Origin of the sequence: Syntrophomonas sp. UBA1041 (genome assembly GCF_002316705.1) — a bacterium.
Taxonomy (GTDB): domain Bacteria; phylum Bacillota; class Syntrophomonadia; order Syntrophomonadales; family Syntrophomonadaceae; genus DTU019.
On record NZ_DCEA01000038.1, the window covers coordinates 1,316 to 1,568 of the forward strand.

Genomic DNA, 253 nt, shown 5'->3' on the forward strand with positions numbered 1-253 from the left:
ACGCTCAAGCCCCCGCTCATATCCCCGTAGAGAGTGCAATAGCCCATGGCGATCTCGCTTTTATTGCCGGTAGACAGCACCAGATAAGCGAATTTGTTGGAAAAGGCCATGAGATAATTGCCGCGGATGCGGGCCTGTATATTCTCTTCGGTAGTGTCATAAGAACCGCTGAAGTAAGGGCTCAATGTATCCAGATAGGCCTGAAAGACCCCGGTGATGGGTATGGTATGCAGGTTAATACCCAGGTTTCTGG

The 253-nt window shown here is 50.6% G+C and carries 1 protein-coding gene; it reads right to left on the minus strand.

Going from position 1 to position 253, the window contains the following annotated elements; genetic code table 11:
* Positions 1 to 253, minus strand: a 253-nt coding sequence (gene nadE, locus B2633_RS06225; protein ID WP_483169857.1) for an NAD(+) synthase, incomplete at both ends; no start/stop codon positions are given.